Raw genomic sequence first — 17,295 nt, 5'->3', positions numbered from 1 at the left:
TGCCAGCCCAGTGCTGCAAGGCCCCGGCACGCGCCAGGGCCTGCAGGTCGTGGCGATCCAGCCCGGCGTGGCGCGCCAGGCTGGCCACATCAGGCAAGGGGTGGGCCTGGCGGGCCTGCACGATGCGTGTGGCAGCAGATTGGCGCATGCCGTGGATGCGGGACATGCCCAGACGCACGGCGGGCTGGCTGCCGGCAGTTGCCGACGGCTGCGTGGACGATGCCACAGCTTGCGCATCCGCAACACCGGGTGCAGTATCGCCGGGCATTGCTTCCAGCGTGGAATCCCATTGGCTGATGCGGGCATCCACGGGCAGCACGCGCACACCCCGGCGCCGGGCATCCTGCACCAGCTGGGCGGGGGTGTAAAACCCCATGGGCTGGCTGTTTAGCAGCGCGGCGAGAAACACGGCAGGCTGATGGCGGCGCAGCCAGGCGCTGGCGTAGGCCAGCAGGGCAAAGCTGGCGGCGTGGCTTTCGGGAAACCCGTATTCACCAAAGCCCTGGATCTGGGCAAAGATGTCCTCGGCAAAGGCGCGGTCGTAGCCATGCGCCAGCATGCCGCCCACCAATCTGTCGTGATGAACCTCCATGTGGCCATGGCGCTTCCAGGCAGCCATGGCGCGGCGCAGTTCGTCGGCTTCGCCGGCCGAGTAGCCCGCCGCCAGCATGGCCACCTGCATCACTTGCTCCTGAAAAATCGGCACGCCCAGGGTGCGCTTCAAGGCACGCTCGAGCGCCACCGAGGGATACGACACGGCCTCCAGGCCCTGGCGCCGGCGCAAGTACGGATGCACCATGCCGCCTTGCATGGGGCCCGGGCGCACGATGGCCACTTCAACCACCAGATCGTAAAAGCAACGCGGCTGCAGGCGCGGCAGCATGCTCATCTGGGCGCGCGACTCCACCTGAAACACGCCCACGGTATCCCCGCGCGAGAGCATCTCGTACGTGGCCGGGTCTTCGGCCGGGATATCCTGCAGGGTAAAGGGGCGGCCCTGCCGCTGCGCCATCAAGTCCAGCGCCCGGTGCAGCATCGACAACATGCCCAGGGCCAGCACATCGATCTTGAGAATGCCCAGGGCATCGATATCGTCTTTATCCCACTGGATGATGGTGCGCCCGTCCATGGCGGCGTTTTCGATGGGCACCAGGCGGGTGAGTGGCCCACGGCTGATCACAAACCCGCCGGTGTGCTGCGACAAATGGCGCGGATGGCCGCGCAGCGCCGTGGCGATCTGCGCCCATTGCTGATGCAGGGGATGCGCCGCATCCAGCCCGGCATCGGCAAAGCGCTGCAGCAGATGGCCGGGCTGATCAACGCGCCGATGCTGGCGCGCCAGTTGCCCAATCACATCGTTTGGCACGCCCAGCGCCCGGCCGGTGTCGCGCAAGGCGCCGCGGCTGTGCCAGGTAACCACTGCGGCGGTGAGGGCCGCACGCTGGCGGCCATACTTTTGGTACAGGTACTGGATGACTTCTTCGCGGCGCTGGTGCTCGAAATCCACATCGATATCGGGGGGCTCGTTGCGCTCCTGGCTGATAAAGCGCTCGAACAGCAGATTGGTGCGCGCGGGGTCTACCTCGGTGATGCCCAGGCAATAGCACACAGCCGAGTTGGCGGCCGAGCCACGCCCCTGGCACAGGATATTGCGCGCGCGGGCAAACTGCACAATGTCGTAGACGGTTAAAAAATAAGCCTCGTAGCGCAGTTGGGCAATCAGCTGCAGCTCGTGCCCGATTTGCTGGCGCACGGCCTCGGGCACACCTTGTGGAAACCGCCGCTGCGCACCGGCCAGGGTTTCGTTGCGCAAATGGGTGGCGGGGCTGACACCCACAGGCACCAGCTCGTCGGGGTACTCGTAGCGCAACTGATCCAGCGAAAACTGACAGCTGCGCGCCACCCGCACGGTTTCGGCCAGGGCTTGCGGCGGATAACGGCGCGCCAGATCCAGGCGGCTGTGCAGATGGCGCTCTCCATTGGGCTGCAGGGCATAGCCGCACTGCCCCACCGGCTTGCCCAGGCGGATGGCCGTCAGCACATCCTGCAAAGGCTTGCGGGTGCGCACATGCATCAGGGGCCAGCTGCTGGCCAGCACCGGCACCTGCTGCGCGGCGGCGCTGCGCAACACCTGCCCGCGATGCAGGTCGTCCAGCGCCTGGGCGTGCAGGCTAAGCACCACGCGCAGACGCGCATCAAAACAGGCCTTGGCCCAGGCCAGTTGCGCATCCAGCACCGCCGCATCCGCCGGATAAGGTGGCGATAACAAGGCCCAGCAGCCCGGCAAACCACGCAGGTGGGTGGGCAAGGTGTCCATGTCGTGTGGGCTTAGCCGGTATCGGCCCTTTGGGGCCTGCTGGCGGGCCAGGGAAATCAGCTCGCAGAGGTTGCCATAGCCGTCGCGGTGCTGGGCCAGGAAAGTAAGGGTGGGCGGGGGGATGGGATCGGTGGAAGGTGTCATTGCGAAGGTGGCGCCAATGATCAGCGGCAGCCCTGCCTTCTTGGCAGCCACGTGCGCGCGCACCACGCCGGCCAGCGTGGCCTCATCGGTGATGGCCAAGGCGGCATAACCCAGCCTGGCGGCGCGCTGCACCAGTTCTTCGGCGCTGGATGCCCCGGTTAGAAACGAGAAATCGCTGACGCACAGCAGCTCTGCGTATTCCGGCAGGCCCTGGTTGGGGTCTGGATGGTCTGATCCTGTGTGCTCGGGATCCGGAGGTTGGGAGTCGTTATTCATGCGTGTGGATCAAGGGCTGATTTAAAACCTGGCAAGCAGGCGGAAACAAGGCTCGGAAATTGCATTGGCACCTGCCGGATCAGGCAAAAAGCCCGTGCAAAAACCACTGCGGCTGTGCCCCACCCTGCCGGAAAATCCAGTAGCAGATTCCGGTATCGTCTTCGGCCACAAAGTAGTCGCGCGCCACGGGGTAGCCGTCTTGCCAGCCGCACGCCAGGCGCTCGGGTGCGGACACCAGCCGCAAAGGCGTGCCATAAAAGGGCCGATGCTGGTGCACCCTGAGCCCCAGCGGCTGCGCCAGCAGCCAGGCCGGGCGCGGCAAGGGCGGCGGGATGCGAGCGGTGTCGCTGGCTGCGGATAGCCCGTCGCCCCTCTGCCCCGTGGCCCCTGATACCGTTGACACGCCTACCAACGCTCGCGCTTTTGCAGACTGCGCAGCCGCTGCACCGGCTGCAGCCCCAACAGGTATCCAGCAGGCCGCGACCTCGGGCCGGTGGTCGGCCACCAGCACGGGCCGCTGGATGTTGTCGGCACCCAGCCGGGCGGCCAGAAGTGCCAGCAGGCGGGCGTGATCTTGCGGAGACCCGCCGGGCTCTGGAAACAGCTGCAGGCTGGGGGTTTGCGCCGCCTGCCATTGCGAGACGCGCAAAGAAACAGCAATCACCGAGGCCCGCAGCACCAGCCGGTTAAGGTGCTCTTGCGCCAGGCGGATCAAGGTATCGGCCTGGTGCGTGGGCACACCCAGAACGATATCCAGGCGGGTATTTTTAGCATCGTCGACACAGCCATATACGTCACTGCCTGCACCGGCAGCAACCGACGCACCCACCACGCCTTGAGGCCCTTGCCCGGTGGCTTCTGCCAAAAAGGCAGCGTGCCGATCATGCGCCAGCAGCAGCGTCAGTGTGGTGGCGTCCAGTTGGTGCGCCACCAGCCATTGGCACAACTGCTGGATCAGGTGCCGTACGGCCCACTGCAAGGCGGGCGTGTGCTCGGTGTGATCGGGCAGCTCGATCCCTGCCTGAAACACCAGGGGTGGCGCGCTAAAGGCATAGTGGAGGCCCTGCTGCAATTGATCGAGCCAATCCAGCAGAGCCGGCCCGCAGCGTTTTTTAAGCCCCACACGCGGCAGGCGCTGAAGATCGGCCAAGGTGGTGCAGCCAAGTTCTTGAAACCAATCCAGAAACGGCCGGGCGGGTGGTGCCACCGCCAGCGGCATGCGCTGCAGCACCCGCTGCAAGGCCCGGGCGCTTAAGGCGCTGCCCCCCCGCCCGCTACGCGCCAGCATCCAGGCCGCCGGGCCACTGGCCGCCACGGACACGATTGGGCCTGAAGGCCGGCCACCCACCGCCTGCCGCACCTGTGCCCGCAGGGCCCGGATGCCGCCAAACAGCCGCAGGCTAGCGCTGACATCCAGCAAGATGACAGACTCTGGCGCCAGGGCCAGATCAGGGGTAAAACGCCGCAGGGCGCTGGCCAGACCCTGGGCGCCCGCAGGCGCGTACACGCCTATCCAGACAGACATGATGAAAGCCAAATAAATATCGCGCCCTCCGGCCAGGCAAGGCCGGCCAGACGAGCAGGATATTTAATTATACTGGTTAAACATACAGTCTTATTTCATCTCGATAGATCGTGCTCCACGGGATTCGAGCAGACGTCGCGTATTCTCCAGCTCTTTTTGCAGCAACTTAGCATCAGGCAATATCATCCGATAGTTGGCTGCCATCACCTTGGTCGGTAAACCATCCAACGCATACCGCGCCAAGGCATAGCCCTTATCAGCACACAAGATCAAACCTACCGGCGGATTCTCATCCGGGTACGCCCAATGTTCCTTTGCATAGTTGCAATACATGTGCATCTGACCCACATCAGCATGGGTCAGACTACCTAGCTTTAGATCGATGATTACCATACATCGCAACTTACGATGGAAGAACAGCAGATCCACTCGATACCAAGTCTGATCGATCCGCAATCGGCGCTGTCGCCCGACAAAGGTGAACCCTTCGCCTAACTCCAGCAGGAAGTCTTCCAACCGCCGAACCAAGGCTGCTTCCAGATCGGATTCAGAATATTCATCTTTGAGGTCGAGGAACTCCAACACATACGGATCTTTGATTGCATCATCAGGGGTGACGACGTCCTCAGGCCACGGCACGCCCCCTTTGGCCAGCATCGCTGCCTTTTCCTTGGACAAGGCCGTACGCTCATAGAACTGGCTTTCGATCTGCCGGTCGAGCTGGCGCACGCTCCAGCCCCCGCGCAGCGCCTCGGCCTCGTAAAATCGACGCGCATGGCCGTCCTTGACTGACAGAAGCCGAACATAAGCCGACCATGGCAGCGTAAAGGCTTGAGCCAACTCGGAAAGGTTGAATTTCCGAGACAGTGTCTCGGAAATTGAGGACAATGGATACGCGAGAAAGAAGCACCGCATATTTTCCAAATTGTCCGGGCTGAACCCACGCCCAAACCGGGCGGTGAGGTCGGTCGACAGCCTCTCGATCAACCGCTCACCGTAACCGGCCCGGCGCCGGCCTTTCTGCTCGGCCTCGACAATCCGGCGGCCAACCTCCCAATAGCTGGCCGTCATCAGCGCATTGACACTACGCGCTGCAGTTTGGCGCGCAGTATCCAGCAACTCCACGATACCGCCATGAATACTGGCATAGCCAGCCGGTGCGGTGGCGCGTCTCCGCACTGCCGCAGGTGTCAACTTTGACATACTGCCACCCCCATAGAACGGGACACTCCGAATCACCAACTGCTACTTCGCCGCTAACGCAGCCACATCCCGCACCCGCGCGACTCTGTTATCAAGATAGTGCATGGACATCACCACTGTCTCGCACCCCGTGAGATTCATGTCCACCTCAGTCTCATCTAAACATTGATGCGTAGTCTCCCGATTGCGCACTGTCGCGCACGACGACGAAGGCTGATCCGAGATTAAACTGCCGTAAAACCAACCTGCTGGTGAAACCTGGAAACCTTTCATGCTTAAACCAAGCCCCGCGCAACCCCGCGACACGCTCCCTCGAGGGGTCTGGGTTTTAGGTTTCGTCAGCCTGCTGATGGACACCTCCTCAGAGCTCATCCACAGCCTGCTGCCCATGTTTATGGTTACCGTGCTGGGGGCCAGCGCGCTGCAAGTGGGATGGATCGAGGGCCTGGCCGAGGCCACGGCACTGATCGTCAAGGTGTTTTCCGGCGTGCTCAGCGATTTTCTGGGCAAGCGCAAAGGCCTGGCCGTGTTTGGCTATGGCCTGGCCGCCCTGACCAAACCTTTGTTTGCACTGGCGCCAACCTTGGGCGTGGTGTTTGCCGCCCGCATGCTGGATCGCGTAGGCAAAGGGGTACGGGGCGCCCCACGCGATGCGCTGGTGGCCGATTTAACCCCACCCGAGTATCGCGGCGCCGCGTTTGGGTTGCGTCAGGCACTGGATGCCGTGGGCGCCACACTGGGGCCGCTGCTGGCCGTGGGGCTGATGCTGCTGTGGGCCGACCAGTTTCAGGCCGCGTTTTGGGTGGCTGTGATCCCGGCTGCCGCCAGTATTGCGTTGCTGGCCTTTGGGCTAAAAGAGCCCCCCCAGGCACAAACAGGCGTCAAGCCGCGCACCAACCCCATCCGCCGCGAAAACCTGCGCCGGCTAAACCGCGCCTACTGGTGGGTGGCGGGCATTGGGGCCTTGATTACCCTGGCGCGTTTCAGCGAAGCCTTTCTGGTTTTGCAGGCGCAACACGTGGGCATCATCATCGCACTGGTGCCTTTGACACTGGTGGTGATGAACCTGGCGTTTTCGCTGTCGGCGTATCCGTGCGGCCGGCTTGCCGACCACGTCAGCCGCCGCGCACTGTTGATCATTGGGCTGGCCGTGCTGGCCGCCGCCGACCTTCTACTGGCCACCGTATCCACCTGGTGGGCCGTCTTTTTAGGCATGGCGCTGTGGGGCCTGCATCTGGGGCTTACCCAGGGGCTTTTGGCCGCGATGGTGGCCGATGCCGCACCGGGCGATTTGCGCGGCACCGCCTTTGGTTTTTTTAACCTGGTGTGCGGCGTGGCCACTCTTTTTGCCAGCGTGATTGCAGGCCTGCTGTGGGATCGCATCGGGCCCGCTGCCACGTTTGGCGCAGCAGCGGGGTTTTGTGCCCTGGCGATTATCGCCCTGATGATTCGGCGTAAGCCAAGGCTTAACGCTGCCCAGGGTTGAAGTACTTTCTCAGGCCTTTCCAGACATCCGGGTAATCCATTTGCCGGTGCGGCGACTGCAAGGCTTGCTCGGTGGCATGGATGATTACCGGGGTTTCAAACATGATGGCCATGGTGTCTTCGATGTAATCAGGCTTGCGGGTGTCGGCCGCGCTGGCTTTCTCGAAGGTTGCGGCATCAGGCCCGTGGGCCGTCATCGTGTTGTGGATGGACATGCTGCCCGGCCCAAATCCGCCTGCCTTGGCGTCGTACTGCCCGTGCAGGTTGCCCATGAACTCGCCCGCTATATTGCGGTGGAACCAGGGCGGACGAAACGTGTCTTGCATGGCCAGCACGCGCGGGGCAAAGGCAATGAAATCCAGGGTATCCACCCCCGGCGTGGCACTGGGAGAATGCAGCACCAGGTTCATGCAGGGATCGGGGTGGTCGTAGCTGATAAAGCCGGTGACATTGAACTTGCGCAGATCATACTTGTAGGGCGCATGCGTGCCATGCCAGGCCACCACATCGCAAGGCGAGTGATCCGACTTTGCTGTCCAGAAGTGCCCATCAAACTTGGTGAGAATCTCGTAATCGCCCTCGGTGTCTTCCCAGGCGGCCACGGGGGTTAAAAAGTCTCGCGGGTGTGCCAGGCCGTTAGAGCCAATAACCCCCAGCGTGGGCAACTGCAGCGGGGCACCGGGGTTTTCGCACACAAAGCCGCGCGCCACGCCATCGGGCAACTGCACCTGAAACCGGATCCCACGGGGGATGACGACGATTTCCTGGGGCTCAACATCGATGATGCCCATCTCGGTAACCACGGTAAGCCGCCCTTGTTGCGGCACAATCAGCAGCTCGCCATCCGAGTTGTAGAAATACCGCTTGCCCATCGAGCGGTTGGCCGTGTACACATGGATGCCGCAGCCTGCATTGCCGGCCACTGTCATCATGCCATCGATAAAATCCACGGCGGCTTCTGTGCCGGGCAAGGCGATGGGATCCCAGCGCATGCGGTTGGGCGGCGTGGGCGTTTGCGTAAAGTTGGACAGCCAGCGCGGGGCGGCCTTGGAGGGCGCAAACGCACCATGCGTGGCCCCCGGGCGAATCCGGTACAACCAGGATCGCCGGTTGGCCGATCGAGACACCGTAAACGCGGTGCCGTTGATTTGTTCGGCATACAGGCCATACGGTGCCCGTTGTGGCGAATTGCCGCGATCCGGCAGTGCGCCGGGAAGCGATTCGCTTGAGAACTCGTTACCAAAGCCGCTCATGTATGCCAGGGGTGTACTGGTGCTCATGTCTCTCTCCACTGATGGAAAATCTTATCGCCGGTAAATGCAGACCCGTGGATGCATTCTAGGGGTGGCTTGTCTCATGAGGGAAATCGTATTTTCTGCTTTATTTATCAGTTATTTTGATAGACATAAGAAGAAGCCCGCCGATGCTGTTTTCCGTATAAGGCGTGTGGTTTTATGCGGGGCTGGCTTTCACGCCACTGAGACGCAACGGCTGGCGAAGCCGGGCTTGAGACGCCGGGCACCGGGCTGGCGTCCAGCAAAGCTGGCGACGGCCACAGCGGCACAAATAGCGGGGCGGCAGCCACCGGCCCCCGGCGCTTGATAAAGCGGATTTGCACGCCATCGCGGGCAGGCGCCAGCCCCAGACGCAGCGGAGCAGGCGATGGCTGCACTGCATCGCGCAGCGGCCGAAACAGAAAAAACAAGGTGGATCCGGCTTGCGCAGCCAGATGCAGACGCCGCAGGGCATCGGGCCGCAGTTGCCTGTGCTGCCCGGCATCAGACACACCTTTTGCCCGCCCGGTTGACCTGGCGCCGGCCGTTGGCGGCCACAGCAGCACCAACTGACACGTGCCCGCCAGCAAGGCTTGCTCGGCAGCCCATAGGGCATCGGCCTGGCGGGTGGCCCGCACACAGATCACGCAAGCGGGATCCACCCCCCACCAGGACAGCGCCAAAGGCTGCAACATATGCGGCGGCTGCACCAGCACCACCGTGCCACGCGCCATCGGGCGGCGCAGCACCGGCTGCAACAAACGAAGCTCGCCAATGCCGGGCTGCGGCAGCAGGATCTCGGTGAGGCTGCCAGGCGGCCAGCCGCCCCCAGGCAACTGGGCCGACAAATCCGGATGGCCTGTATCCACCCCCGGCACTAGGCCACGCGCCACCTGCGACGCCCGCCACAAGGATGGATGGATGGTTTCTGGGCGCAAGCCAGTACGGGCCACGGGCATTCCCTATCAAGATTGATGCGGGCCCCGCAGACATAAAACAGGGCGCCATATACTGTATTTAAACACAGTGTATGGCGCCCTGTTGGCGTCTATGCGGCGCACATGTCATCTATTTCCTGATGTACGTCGATCGCTTGGATGTGATCCGCATCTTGCATCAACGCCAAGATGTGGAGCGGCATTTATAGCCGGTATTCGCGGCACGCCCATGCTGGGCGCACCCAAAGAAAAGCCCGCCTCCCATAGGGATAGCGGGCTTGGTATCAACAAAAACCAATAAAGTAGGTTTTAAAACGGTTATGCGTACCAGGGCTATGTCAACAATTGCATGAGCTGCTATTTTGCTAGCTTTTCCACTGCACCCCAACAAAAACTGTCAACAACTCATGCCTGCGAGCGAACGTTGTTGACATCGCTGGGCCGCGCCGCCGCCTGGTCCTCCTCCGCGACAGTCGTTGATCCGCGCTCATCATGGCGACGGAACGGGCTCTTTCTTATCACGCTGACCTCCTGTCCCCGATGCAGTGCCGCGACGAATGCAAGACCAAGGTCGCCCCGCTCACCGAGCATCTCGCCATCATCCCCCAAAAGATCTGCTACCTTCAAACTTCTTCGCTGCCGCCCCATTTGCCTATTCCTCTCACCCCAGTCATCCGCCCGTATTGGCGATAAAAAATTTAAGAGCGGTATAACAAAAATCCAGCTATATGGCGACCCTTGCACTCGCAGCGATGAGACCGGAAAATAAGGACACGGCCGTGTACATGGGCTGAGCTGCTGCTTGATAGCAAGACGCCGATAATGGGGATTACCGACCAATGACTTTGACTATTTCCTCGGTAGGAGTGGGGTTCGTGCTGGGCCTGATGGCCCTCGGCGCTTTGGTTGCCCAGTACGGCGGCCAGATAGGAACGTGGCTGATTGCTACCGCCGACAAAATCGAACAATGTGGCGAACGACGGAGAGTGCAGCGATGACAGCAAAATTCCCGACTGGCGGACTGTTGGCCTGGTGCCTAGGCCTAGCCCTACCGCTGAGCGTGATGGCTTGGCTACAGCCCGAGCCCAAGCAAGCGATCTACCTATTGACCGCGCTGGCCGTTTTCTACGGCGGCGGTGGACTGGTCGGATTTTTTGCCAGCGACTGGGCGCAAGAACGGCGGGGTGAGTCGTGAATCTTTTACGGTGCACTGCACTAGCTGCGACCTTACCTTGGGTATCGTTCAAGCTACGATGAGGTCACTGGCTTCTGGCGTAACCAGTGTCGGGTTAAGTACTAATAGCTCTACACCAGTGCGCTTTACCTGCGCATAGTACGTCAGCTCCTTGGTTGCCATCGGGAGCCCCTCATATAAGGCCCTGATCTCCGACGCATTGTCGTACGTCAGCATCCACGGTCGTCGCAATTTTCGGATCACCCGAGCCAAATGCTTATGATCTGCATGGTCATAGAAGCTGCAATACAGTTCGGGACCCTTCCGGTAGTAAGGTGGATCAATGTTAATGAGCGCATGCTGTGGCAGTGCCTTTACGGTCGAAGACAGATAGACACTGGCATCCTCTCGTGTCAGCGTCACCTGGTCCTTATAGAGGGCGATACGGCGAATCTTGTCGATCAGGTCTTGTTTTTTGAACCTGCAGTCGAGCTTCCACTCCCCTGCCTGCGCAAGCCCACCTATTACTCCGGCTTTCAAGATTCCTGAACGGTTGGTTCGATTTAAAAAGAATGTAGAGAAGCCTAAAGCGAGGGATTGCTCGCGCGAAGACGCCTGCAGACTACGCTGCCGCTGCCATTCATCAATCGTGACATCGGTGCTCTCAATCTTTGCACACAGTTCGTCCGTGTGGTTCAACACACAGTACCAGAACGCATGGATTGCAGGGTCAATGTCGTTGATCCAAACCTCGCTTGCGTATCCATCAAACAAGAGTTTCCACGCGATTCCCGCCCCCCCAGCGAAGGGCTCAACGTAGACCCCACCGAATAGGCCATTGGTCCGCATCAGTTCTATAACGAACGGCGCAAGCTGGGACTTCCCGCCTGGATAGCGGAGAGGACTGTTATTAACGGGCATATGGATAGTATCTGTAAGAACCTGAGACTCTAACCAAAAAGCACCAACTTGGCCAGCCCATCAACGAATGGCCTCCAGCATGAGCGTGAACCCATCTTCCAGATCGCCCCACCCTCGGCGCAAATCAACCAAAGCTGGGGTTGTTCCCCCGTGGATGTATGTACCAAGCGTGCCGGGGGAAAGGTAATGCGTAGGGTTGCTCGATAAAGTACGCCAAACTTGAAAAACGCTTTTTGAAGCACCCGCCTTGCTCTCCATATAATTCGCACAGCGCCCGATCACAGCGGATAGATCACCAGTATCGCCAAGGCCTTGCCTCTTTGCGTACGCTCTGCATACACGCTCCATAAATAGCCGTAACAAAGCCGAAGCTGCAAATGTGAATTTTGAGGCATCAATATGCCGTAGCTCATCAAAGATTAGCTTAGTCTTGCGGTCACTGACATGGACCGCGTAACCAGACCGCACAACAGTCTTGCCAAGATCAGGGCTTCTGTTATTTCTTCGCACCACGGAGTCATTGATATCTGTTGAATTATTTTCAGAAGCCGCATGCGAAGGCGACGAAAAATTACCTAACGGAGAATAAGAATCAGGCAGCGTGCTTTCCGGAGAAATCCCTGAGGCAATTAGGCCGCGACCATACTCTGCTCGCTCAGATGCCTTCGACCTAGAATGAACCTGCCCAGATAGAACATCCTCCAAAAATCGAGATATCGCCGAATCAAAATCTGATTTATGGACATTGATAAGGAACTCGCTCGGGCTGACAAGACCCAATGCACTTCTAACCACCGGATTCGTCAAATAGCGAGTAACTGTCGTTAATGCCACGTTATTTCTTTGATCAATGGTTAGAAGTCCGGCATCCACGGCATAATCCAAAACCGCTAAGGCTAAGGAATTAGGCTTCGAAATGTTATCCAAGCCGCTCTTAAATCGACTTGATTGAGAGGCTGTCCAGTTTTTGATGCCAACCCCCCCTTGCTGACCGCCATGCTTAAGAGCGATCCATTGATTTGCAAGATCACGGCTAGGAAAAACGGCCACCTCTAGACTTCGAGGCAACGGCGGCTTGTGATCGGCAAGCTTCTTGAACGCCTTACGATCAGATGCCGGGGCTTTAGCGGGATCGCGTAGCAACTTCAAGGAACAGAGACGGCGATTTCCTTCAACCATCACAAAATGGTCACTCAGCGTCGGATGAGGGATCGCCGCAAGACGTTCTAATGGGCTGAGGCCGCGTTTACAAATATCCTCCGCAAGCGGCAATATCTGTTCTCCCTTAACTAATTGCGCAATAATTAAGGGCTCATCCTCAATAGCGTCATGCCGTGGATTACGTGAATCAAGATGAAGGCGCGATAAAGCCACTGTTTTTTGAGTAAATGGTTTCAAAGCCACTCCCCTCTATCAACTCATAAATCACATGGAAAATCCGAGCACAACAAACCAAATTTACCGCGCATTAAGGGCGCTCAGCCTTATATCATTTTAGTTAATAGTCACCGACATCGAACCTCGCCCCTCACTGCATCTTCCGGCGCAGGCTATCCGATGAGCGGCAAGCCATGCTCTTGATTTATTTTATTCACTCTACTAACAAAATTGGATCGAAATTCATCGGCCAGTCCAGATTGATCGCAGTAGTACGTAACGTATTGCTTGAACTTAGCCTTATTGGTATCCGCCCACGCCTTACATCGGTCGATTGAGGTTTTTTCGGGATCAACTATATCGGCCAAAGCAAGAGACCTGATATTGGCAGCCTTAAATTCCATCAAAAACGCTTCCCTCTCCTGTCCAAACCTAGCGAAGAAGGCATCATCATTTTCCAGGCCAATAATATAAGCAATTATTCGCCGCTCAATCGCAAGAGAATCAGCATCCGGCAATACCAAATAAAGGTCTTTATTCTTGATCTTTCTCAGCTCACTGGAACCTACATCCGCATCAAATAGTGCCAATGAACCCTCAAGTAGCAGAGGATATTCTATGCACAGTTTCTTGAGTGCTGGCCAACTCGTTCCGACCTTGCCACCATCGGGATCCAATGAAGAGTGAAATTCTACCGCTGAGAGGATATCCCTAGATTTGATCAACCGCTTAGCAAAATGTACCGCATACTCGTCCTCACAGAAGATCCGAACCTTACGAGCAGAAACCACTTTTTCTGGATTCGTAAGAGTAAGTTCCTTATACGCAAGATCGTAATCAGGATTCTGGAGAATTGGAAAATTCCCGTCTCGGGCGCTAGACTTGCTAATAAAGTTGACTACGATCCGCCCTGCAGACAGATTCGGGGCGTGTCTCAAATACAAGTCTTGTATCAGATGTAGAGAATGTGTTGAAACAACAATCTGAACTTTGTATTTTGCACTCCAACGGTAGAGATAGTCTAAAAGCCGTAGCTGCGCAACGGGATGAAGACTGCTCTCGAACTCGTCAATGCACAGAATACCGTTACCAGCCCTCTGACCTGCATTAAACTTGCGCCGGAAGCCAACTAACCGATTGAATATCGCCCTAAGATTATCCTCGCCCGAGGATATAGAATGCCAATCGTATCGCGCCGAAGCCCCAGATACCGCAAAAGTAGTCTTAACCTTCTTTTGATGAACCGGCACGAAAGCTTCGTATTCAGAACTAGGGAATATAGTCTCGTAGAAGTCCTTGAGGTCAGCTGCCTCGTCCGGAGAGAGCCCGACGGCGAGGTCAGTAGGGCTAGCCCTAGTATCGACCAAAGGAAATAATCTCTTCAAATTTAAAAAGGACGTGTTGTAGTAGAAATTTCCGTCCCCCTTCTCTGAACCTGACACGACAATCCGGTGACGATTAGTATTGTCCTCTACCCTGTAAATTGATACGGGCTCACTCAAAACGTCCCCAGTGTCGGTCCGCAACCTCATGTCATAGCTATAGTCGTCCTTGTCAAACTGAGGGGAAAATTTGAATACCTCTTTAAGAGGAGTCTTCAGTTCCGCACCAAAGGCATCCTTCGCATCACTAGAGAAGGGGTGAGCCAACAATCCCATTAACGATGTCTTCATCGTCCCATTCCGGCCTGAGAGCACTGTGACGTTCTCCCCCAGAATCAACGACTGATCCCTTAGGGATCGGAAACAATGAATCCGAATGCCAAGGATCGACTGGATTGTGATGTCCTTGTTGTCTACTAGTCCGAGCTCGGCTTTACGTTTACCTTTGGGAAGACTGTCCATGGGCTTAGGCTTACAGGCGTTTGGAGTGGACGCGTGTACTCTAAATGACGCGCCGATAAAACATATTATTACAGAACAGCACAACCAAGAAACATGTTTGCCCTTGGCACCGGCTAGCCGCTTTGATGACGATCCACACCACCCAGCCGAGCCGTGATGTCCTGCTTAACCTACTTGATGTCCTTCTGCACGTGGCCCCTAGGACTGCCTGGAGCCCGCTTCATTGGTATCAAACCTTCAGCCTCAAATCCTCTTCCATGGTGTGGCATTCCGCGAGCCACTGCTCCCGACCATAGCGATACCCCGGAAACTCCCGCTCAATCGTCGTTTTGCCCTGAAGTAGCCGCTTGCCAAGATCAGCCACGACCCGGAGTTCGGCCTCATCACGCACCTCTAGCGGGACGATGAGATGGACGCTTGTAGACCATGACAGACGTTCACGAAGGTAGCTGGCAGGAACGTCGAAATCAATACCGTCAGTCCTCAAGGTGCTGGTGACGGCATCTCTGAACCTCCACACATCCTCTCGTGGATTGAATGCGACACCGGAACGCGAATACGCAATTTCAGGAAGGAGACCAGAATCCACATCTTTAACGTGAGATATCGCCGTACTACGCATCACGGCCTCCACCGATCACACGAGCCTGCATCGACAGGGATATTTTTTCTGCCGCTTTTCTTGTATGCCGTCTCGTATACGTAGCCGCTGTTCCAGAAGTTTCAGACCATCCCATGAGGTAGGAGCGATATTTTTTCTCTTTGTCCTCAGCCACTCCATTTGTATCCATTTGCCGTGAAAAATTGTCATTCCATGTGTGGCGAGGCAGATGAGCAAATAATGGTTCAGGCAGATTGTTCCCGCTGGCTCTCAGAACCTTGAAAATTTTGTCAAACCCATGAATAGAAATTGGTTTTCCTGTATCCACTGTGACAAATAAGAAATCATGTCGTCGCGCACCCTCCAATCTGCGCCGAAATTCCATAATATATTTCTGCGTTTTTTTTAATAAATCCTAATCAACACGAAGTACCCGGGCCTTCGTTTTTACATTTGGCTGATTCTTCCTGGGATCCATTTTGTCATCAGCCCTCCTGTGAATTGTGACCCGACTCTTTCTGAAATCTATATCGCTAATGCGAATACCCAGTAGCTCACCTCTACGTATCCCCAGATGATATAGCCATTCGATAATCAGCTGATTGCGCACTTTCGCGTCTAAGTTGCGCCAAGGATTTCTTGAAAACCAGGGATCAACAACCTCCAATAATCGCCGCTGCGCCTCCAGGCTAAGCCCCTCTCTCTCTAGAACCCGCCCACGTAGATCAATTCTGGGACTCCGTGCTCTCAGCGCATTCAACGTCCGCTGAAACGAAGTTTCCAGCGCCAGCCGTAAAGTTGGATTAGCTCGCATTCGGTCTACTCTGTCAAGCATCAGCCACTCAAGATAGTGGCAAATCGCCTGTATACGCGTAGCCGCCAAATGTGGAACAACGCTTTTCTGCCGACGCATATCGGGGCTTTTTCTAAACCGTTCCAAATTACTTATTCGAAATCCCGAAGACAAAGAATCTGCAGCAGCATTGTTTTGATAGGCCTCGTGCATTTGCAGCCTGCAATTCTGAACCAGCTCATCCACCTCATGCATGTGGAGTGTCTCGCCCTCAGAAATTCTGTAATCAAGATCAATCTCGTGCTGATCAAGGAATACATAGAAAAGCATCAGTGCCCGCAGATGCGCCTCAAGCGTTTTGGTGGCTCTATTTTTTGCGCGCAGCTCCGTCAGGCTATATAGCGTGGTAGCCCACAAGGGTATGCCATCACGTGTCAGCAGCGGGAGGCGCTCCCCATCTGCTTTAACCACAGTCATGACACGATACGACCTTGCTTTCATATGCTTAAGGGGTTGTCCTTTCGATAAGACAGAACACTAAACATATGTTGTTTACATCGCAAATACAGTACGCCTTACTAAGATTTTGAGGATGCAGCCAATTTACCTACCAAAAAGAAAAACCCAGTAGCTTCAACGAGCTACTGGGTTTTGTGGACACTCTAGAGAGTGGTAGACCTTAAAAAGGAATATCGTCATCCATATCGGCCAGGTTGCTGGCCGGGTTGGCCGCCGGGGCGGCAGGACGCTGTTGTTGCGGCGCGCGGCGGGCCGGGGCTTGCGAGAAGCCGGCGTTGTCAGGGCCAGCGCCAGAGCCAGCATCGCCGCTGTCGCGCCCGCCCAGCATCTGCATTTGGTCGGCCACGATGTCGGTGCTGTAGCGATCAGCGCCGGTTTCTTTGTCTTGCCACTTGCGGGTCTTGAGGCGGCCTTCGACGTACACCGAGCGCCCCTTGCGCAGGTACTCGCCGGCGATCTCGGCCAGGCGGTTGTAGAACACTACGCGGTGCCACTCGGTTTCTTCGCGGCGCTCGCCGGAGGCTTTGTCTTTCCATTGGCTGGTGGTGGCAATGGACACGTTACAGATGGCGGCACCATCAGGGCTGTAGCGAACTTCGGGGTCGCGCCCCAGGTTGCCGACGAGAATGACTTTGTTGACGGAGGCCATGGTGGAAATCCTGTGTAGACGATGTGGCTGCCATTATCGAAGAAATCGGCCAAGGGCAGGCCATCGGATCTTGTAAAACAGACATTATCGCCCAGTCGGGAATATACCGACAAGACGTTGCCCCGGGGTGTTGCAATATAAAAGGGGCCGTACCCCGCAGCCTCACCCCGGATCTTTGCAGCAACACCCACAGGGGCTCCATCGCTGCACAGGCCCGCCATATGCCGTTTTTAAGGAAATTGCGCAATTTTGCAT

At 57.3% G+C, this 17,295-nt stretch carries 13 protein-coding genes; 1 reads left to right on the top strand and 12 read right to left on the bottom strand.

Features of this window, described 5'->3' with window-relative positions; all coding sequences use genetic code 11:
* The 3 genes from WA928_RS00480 to WA928_RS00470 form a co-directional block, all read right to left on the bottom strand.
* The coding region (locus WA928_RS00480; RefSeq protein ID WP_424298228.1) for an error-prone DNA polymerase at positions 1 to 2,737 on the bottom strand (2,737 nt) is incomplete at its 3' end.
* A 79-nt stretch (positions 2,738 to 2,816) separates the two neighbouring features.
* On the bottom strand, positions 2,817 to 4,262 hold the full coding sequence (locus WA928_RS00475) for a Y-family DNA polymerase (RefSeq protein WP_424298226.1): 1,446 nt from the start codon (positions 4,260 to 4,262) through the stop codon (positions 2,817 to 2,819).
* Between the two features lie 90 nt (positions 4,263 to 4,352).
* Positions 4,353 to 5,465 carry a PDDEXK nuclease domain-containing protein gene (locus tag WA928_RS00470; protein WP_424298224.1) on the bottom strand — a complete coding sequence of 371 codons (1,113 nt, stop codon included), beginning with the start codon at positions 5,463 to 5,465 and terminating at the stop codon, positions 4,353 to 4,355.
* 271 nt (positions 5,466 to 5,736) lie between these two features.
* Here WA928_RS00470 and WA928_RS00465 point away from each other — a divergent pair, with 271 nt between their 5' ends.
* Positions 5,737 to 6,951, top strand: coding sequence for an MFS transporter (locus WA928_RS00465; RefSeq protein ID WP_424298222.1), 1,215 nt, complete (start codon positions 5,737 to 5,739; stop codon positions 6,949 to 6,951).
* Here the strand turns inward: WA928_RS00465 and hmgA are convergent.
* The 9 genes from hmgA to ssb form a co-directional block, all read right to left on the bottom strand.
* Positions 6,932 to 8,230 (bottom strand): homogentisate 1,2-dioxygenase, encoded by a 1,299-nt coding sequence (gene hmgA, locus WA928_RS00460; RefSeq protein WP_424298220.1) that lies wholly within the window; start codon positions 8,228 to 8,230, stop codon positions 6,932 to 6,934. The genes WA928_RS00465 and hmgA overlap by 20 nt on opposite strands.
* A gap of 107 nt (positions 8,231 to 8,337) precedes the next feature.
* Positions 8,338 to 9,177 (bottom strand): translesion DNA synthesis-associated protein ImuA, encoded by an 840-nt coding sequence (locus WA928_RS00455; protein ID WP_424298218.1) that lies wholly within the window; start codon positions 9,175 to 9,177, stop codon positions 8,338 to 8,340.
* Between the two features lie 1,228 nt (positions 9,178 to 10,405).
* Positions 10,406 to 11,257, bottom strand: coding sequence for a DNA adenine methylase (locus WA928_RS00450; protein WP_424298216.1), 852 nt, complete (start codon positions 11,255 to 11,257; stop codon positions 10,406 to 10,408).
* Positions 11,258 to 11,317: 60 nt separating this feature from the next.
* On the bottom strand, positions 11,318 to 12,655 hold the full coding sequence (locus tag WA928_RS00445; RefSeq protein WP_424298214.1) for a hypothetical protein: 1,338 nt from the start codon (positions 12,653 to 12,655) through the stop codon (positions 11,318 to 11,320).
* A 152-nt stretch (positions 12,656 to 12,807) separates the two neighbouring features.
* On the bottom strand, positions 12,808 to 14,478 hold the full coding sequence (locus WA928_RS00440) for an ATP-dependent nuclease (protein ID WP_424298212.1): 1,671 nt from the start codon (positions 14,476 to 14,478) through the stop codon (positions 12,808 to 12,810).
* Between the two features lie 229 nt (positions 14,479 to 14,707).
* Positions 14,708 to 15,103 (bottom strand): hypothetical protein, encoded by a 396-nt coding sequence (locus WA928_RS00435; RefSeq protein ID WP_424298210.1) that lies wholly within the window; start codon positions 15,101 to 15,103, stop codon positions 14,708 to 14,710.
* Positions 15,093 to 15,464 carry a hypothetical protein gene (locus WA928_RS00430; protein WP_424298208.1) on the bottom strand — a complete coding sequence of 124 codons (372 nt, stop codon included), beginning with the start codon at positions 15,462 to 15,464 and terminating at the stop codon, positions 15,093 to 15,095. The genes WA928_RS00435 and WA928_RS00430 overlap by 11 nt, the downstream gene beginning before the upstream one ends.
* A 30-nt stretch (positions 15,465 to 15,494) precedes the next feature.
* Positions 15,495 to 16,349, bottom strand: coding sequence for a tyrosine-type recombinase/integrase (locus tag WA928_RS00425; protein WP_424298206.1), 855 nt, complete (start codon positions 16,347 to 16,349; stop codon positions 15,495 to 15,497).
* Positions 16,350 to 16,551: 202 nt separating this feature from the next.
* Positions 16,552 to 17,040, bottom strand: a complete 489-nt coding sequence (gene ssb, locus WA928_RS00420; protein ID WP_424298204.1) for a single-stranded DNA-binding protein — start codon at positions 17,038 to 17,040, stop codon at positions 16,552 to 16,554.
* Positions 17,041 to 17,295: the final 255 nt, after the last annotated feature.

The organism is Castellaniella sp. (assembly GCF_049651205.1).
GTDB lineage: Bacteria > Pseudomonadota > Gammaproteobacteria > Burkholderiales > Burkholderiaceae_B > Castellaniella.
Note: the sequence above shows the minus strand (reverse complement) of the source record. Positions and strands in the feature narration are given on the sequence as shown.